At 70.0% G+C, this 4,120-nt stretch carries 3 protein-coding genes; all 3 read left to right on the top strand.

The features are described 5' to 3' along the window. Positions 1–938: 938 nt before the first annotated feature. Positions 939–1,325 (top strand): YbaB/EbfC family nucleoid-associated protein, encoded by a 387-nt coding sequence (locus TR33_RS08615; RefSeq protein ID WP_357721821.1) that lies wholly within the window; start codon positions 939–941, stop codon positions 1,323–1,325. An 81-nt stretch (positions 1,326–1,406) separates the two neighbouring features. Further along, positions 1,407–1,766 (top strand): hypothetical protein, encoded by a 360-nt coding sequence (locus TR33_RS08610; protein ID WP_014910582.1) that lies wholly within the window; start codon positions 1,407–1,409, stop codon positions 1,764–1,766. A gap of 11 nt (positions 1,767–1,777) precedes the next feature. Beyond that, a partial coding sequence (locus TR33_RS08605) for a WXG100-like domain-containing protein (protein ID WP_042282562.1) occupies positions 1,778–4,120 on the top strand: 2,343 nt, incomplete at its 3' end.

Genomic DNA, 4,120 nt, shown 5'->3' with positions numbered 1-4,120 from the left:
CCTGAGTCCGGACGGCTCTCGTATCGAGGGTGGTGGCTCGTCCTCCACCATCGGAGGACCGCCTCAGGGCGGTTACGGGGACCTCGGCTCCTCCACGGACGGTGAAGGGCTCGGCTCCGTCCCGCCTCCTCCGGTCCGCGTGCCCACCGGGTTGGAGGGTCCTGGAGGCCTGGACCCGTCCTCGGGCGGGTCGAACGCCGATGAAGGCGAGGGTTCCCAGACCCCGGTCGGCTCCCGCGACCCGGGCGGTTCCGATAGCCTCGGCGGCTCGGGCGGGACGAACCGTCCGGGGCTTCCCGACAGCCCGAGCCTCGGCGGCTCGGGAGGCTCCGGTGATCTGGGCGGGGACCGTATCGAACTCCCCGACCCCCCGGTCCTCGACGCTCCGGGCGGTGGAGGCGGCGGTTACCCGTCCCCCGGATCCAACGGCCTCGGCGGATCGGGAGACCTGAACTCCTCTTCGGGATCCGGATTCGGTTCGGGCGGCTCCTCGATCGGAGGAGGCGGCGGCGGATCCGTGCTCACACCGCCCCCCGGGAGCGGCTCCCTGGGAGGCTCGGACGGGGGCGGCATGACCGCCCGTCCGGACTCGGGCTCCGTCGGAGGCTCGTCCGAGGGCAACGGAGGCGGTCGGGGGAACGGGCCCGGCGGAACCAGCCCCTGGGGCGGTTTCGGTGGAGGTCAGGGAACGGACGGTTCCCTCTCGCCGGGGTCGGTCGGCACCCCCGGTGCACCCGGTACCCCGGGCACCCCCGGTATGCCCATGATGCCTCCGGGCGGAGCGGGCGGCGCCGGTGGTGGCGCCGGCGGGCAGGAACGCACCCGTACCACCTGGCTCGCCGAGGACGAGAAGGTGTGGGGCACCACCGCACGGGGCGGACCCGCCTCGTTGGGACGGCCCGGAACCCGAAAAGACAAGGGAGTGAGCGGCGTTGGACATGTCCCTACAGGGGCAGATGGAGAGGTCCCTCGAACAACTTCGCCAGACCCAGGAGCGCCTGGCGGAGGCAAGCGCAAACCTGGAGTCGGTTACCGCAGAGGCGGTGTCCAAGGATCGGATGCTCAGCGTGACGGTGAACGCCAGAGGCGAGATCGCTGAGCTGAGGTTCCACACCGACAAGTACCGGATGATGGCGCCCGCCGAACTGGCCTCGGCCATCGTCGAGGTCGTCGAACGCGCCCGGCGCGACGTGGCCCGACAGGTCTCCGACGCCATGGGCGGGCTGATCCCGGGCGACTCCGCCGCCCGTGAACAGGCGGTGGCGGGAGACCCCACCGCCCTGTTGGAGGAGCTCGGCCTGGGCAGGGTGCACCCGCCCACCTGACCGACGAGGCGGAGGGGACACGTCCCCTCCGCCCGCCCACACCGTGATGACACCACGACGACATAGGAGGAAGGAGAGGCCATGTCGGATCGCATCTCGATCGACCCGGAGGCGGTCGCCAGGGACGGCGCCGATATCCACGAACTCGCGGCCGAAGTACGCGCGATCGACCGGTGGTTCAACGACTCGGTCGACGCTCTGGGCAAATGCTGGGGCGAGGGCGACGCCGTGGCCGAGTCGTTCGAGAAGAACTACGTCCCGAACCGCGAAGGGTTCGGGGTCTTCCTGACGACGCTCGGCAAGGCCTTCGAGAAGACCGCCGAGGCCACGATCGACACCGCCAAGCAGTTCGGACGCTCCGAGCAGTACGGCATCGACAGCGCGACGCGTCTGATCGGTACCCAGAACACCCGTCTGACCGGCGGCAGCGGGAGGCCCTGACCCCGATGGGAATGGAACTGCCCCCCGAACTCCGCAACCTGTTCGCGGTCCTGACCGGGTCGGAGTGGCCCACCGCCGACGAGACGCGGCTGTGGGAACTCGCCCAGGTCTACGGCACCGCCGCGGACCGTCTGGAGGTCGAGCTCCCCCAGCTCGTCATCCGGATCAAGAACAAGGTGCGGGAGAACTTCGACGCCACGGCGGCGGACTTCTTCGACGAGTCGGTGGACCAGTTCACGGCGGGGGAGCGCAACTACCTCGGCGAGGGCACGGCGGTCGCCCGGGGTCTCCAGGAGTACGTCCACAACGCGGCCACCCAGGTGCAGTACGCGAAGTGGATGATCATCGGTCAGCTCGTGCAGCTGGCCCTGGAGATCGCCTGGGCGATCGCGATGGCGCCGTACACCTTCGGCGCCTCCCTGGCCAAGATCCCCATCTTCAAGGCCATCACCAAGACCGTCATCGGGCGGGTCCTGTTCCGACTGTTCGCCGAACTGCTCCAGCAGATGGCGATCAGCCAGTTCTTCGCGCTCACGCTGGACGCGCTCATCCAGCGCATCCAGATCGACAACGGCTACCGCGACGAGTGGGACCACAAGCTCACCGAGGACGCCGCCAAGGGCGCCATGCTGGACGGTTTCCTCGGCACCGCCGCCGCCTTCGGCGGTAGCGCGCTGTCCAACCAGTTCAACAAGCTGCTCAACAACACCTCCGGCCCGGCCATCACCAAACAACTCGATGACCACTTCCCTACGGGCGGTCCCGGCAAGGGGCTGCCCGAGGGCATCGGCGACGTGATGGGTCGCAACAGCGACGACCTGCTGCGCCCCTACGGCATGGACAACCGGCCCGGGTGGAACCGTCCGATCGACGCCGAACGCTTCCGCAACGACATGGGGAACAGCTTCGCCGACTCCCTGGGCGACTCGATGAGTCGAGACCAGGCCCGCGAGTTCGGTGAACGCTACGCCGACGCCTTCTCCCGCCACTGGGGGAGGGACGGGCTCAACGACGCACTGAGCGACGTGGTGAGCAAGTACGGCCGCGGCATCGACCCGAAGCTGAGCGACTTCCTGACCAACGGTGTGCCCAACGGGGTGCGCAATGGTCTCTCCGACGTGGGGTCGCACTGGAAGAACTTCCTGGCGCAGCTCGGCGGCGGGGGCATCGCCAACGCGGCCCAGGGGATGCTCAGCGAGGGCCTGTTCAACCTGCTCTTCAGCGACGAGAAGACCTTCTCCATCACGTGGCTCTCCGGGGTCTCGGGGCTGGTCTCCGGAGCGGTCCAGCAGAGCCTCACCCAGGGCGGCCTGCTGCTCATCGACCAACTGAAGAACGCCGGCCCGCCGCCCGGCGTCCCCACCCCGCCCCCGCCGACCACGGGCGCTCCCGAGGGCGGGACGGGCGAAGGACCGGGCTCCTCGAACCCGGCCGGTGGACCGCCGTCGGAATCCGGTTCCTCGACGAACGGCTCGTCCACCGCCACCTCGTCGAACGATTCCTCCTCGACCGGCGAGGGCGGGGGAGACTCGCGCGGTTCCCAGAACGACAACACGTCGTCCGACACCACACAGACCTCGGCACCTCCCCCGCCCCCGCCGCCCCAGCAGGTCACCACCGAGTCCTCTGACACGAGCGGTCAGTCCGACAACGGCCCCTACCGCCCCGCCGCGCCGCCGAACGAGGACGGCGGCTCGAACGAGTCCTCCACCGCGGGCGACACCTCGGAGCAGTCCTCCGACCGGCCCGTGAACACCCCGGACGAGAACGACTCCGACCACCTGAACCGGGGCGATCGGGAGAACACGTCCTCGGAGAACGAGGGAGCCGGCGACGCCCCCGTCATCGGTGAACAGAACCAGGACAACGGTGATCGGGAGCGCCCCACCGAGGAGAACGGGGACGGTGAGGGTTCGTCGAACCCGAGCGGACCCGAGGGGGCCGGTCACACGAACGGGACCGGGGAGGCCCTGTCCCAGGACGTCTCGAACCCCGACGAGACGGGGCAGGAGACCCCGGGCCACGAGCCTCTGAACGAGGAGACCTCGAACCCGGCGACCCCGCCCCAGGGGTCTCCGAACGAGGATCCGTCGAACCAGGACGTCTCGAACCCGAACACGACGGTCGAGGAGAACCCGGGCCAGGGGGTTCCGGACCAGGACCCCCAGAGGCCCCCCTCCCAGGACGCCCCGCTTCAGGAGGGGTCCGAGGGCGGCGGTGTGGTGCGGGAGCCGAACGGTTCCGAGAACGCGCCGGTCCGGGAGGTCCCGGATCAGGAGGCCTCGAACCCGAACGTCACCCCGAACCCGAACGGGGCGGGACAGGAGCCCCCGAACCAGGGGACTCCGGACCGG

This window comes from Nocardiopsis alba, assembly GCF_000710955.1.
GTDB lineage: Bacteria > Actinomycetota > Actinomycetes > Streptosporangiales > Streptosporangiaceae > Nocardiopsis > Nocardiopsis alba.
Note: the sequence above shows the minus strand (reverse complement) of the source record. Positions and strands in the feature narration are given on the sequence as shown.

Bases quoted from the DNA above. Each gene is read 5' to 3' on its own strand.
- TR33_RS08615 (WP_357721821.1), top strand. From the start codon at position 939: ATGTCCCTACAGGGGCAGATGGAGAGGTCCCTCGAACAACTTCGCCAG.
- TR33_RS08610 (WP_014910582.1), top strand. From the start codon at position 1,407: ATGTCGGATCGCATCTCGATCGACCCGGAGGCGGTCGCCAGGGACGGC.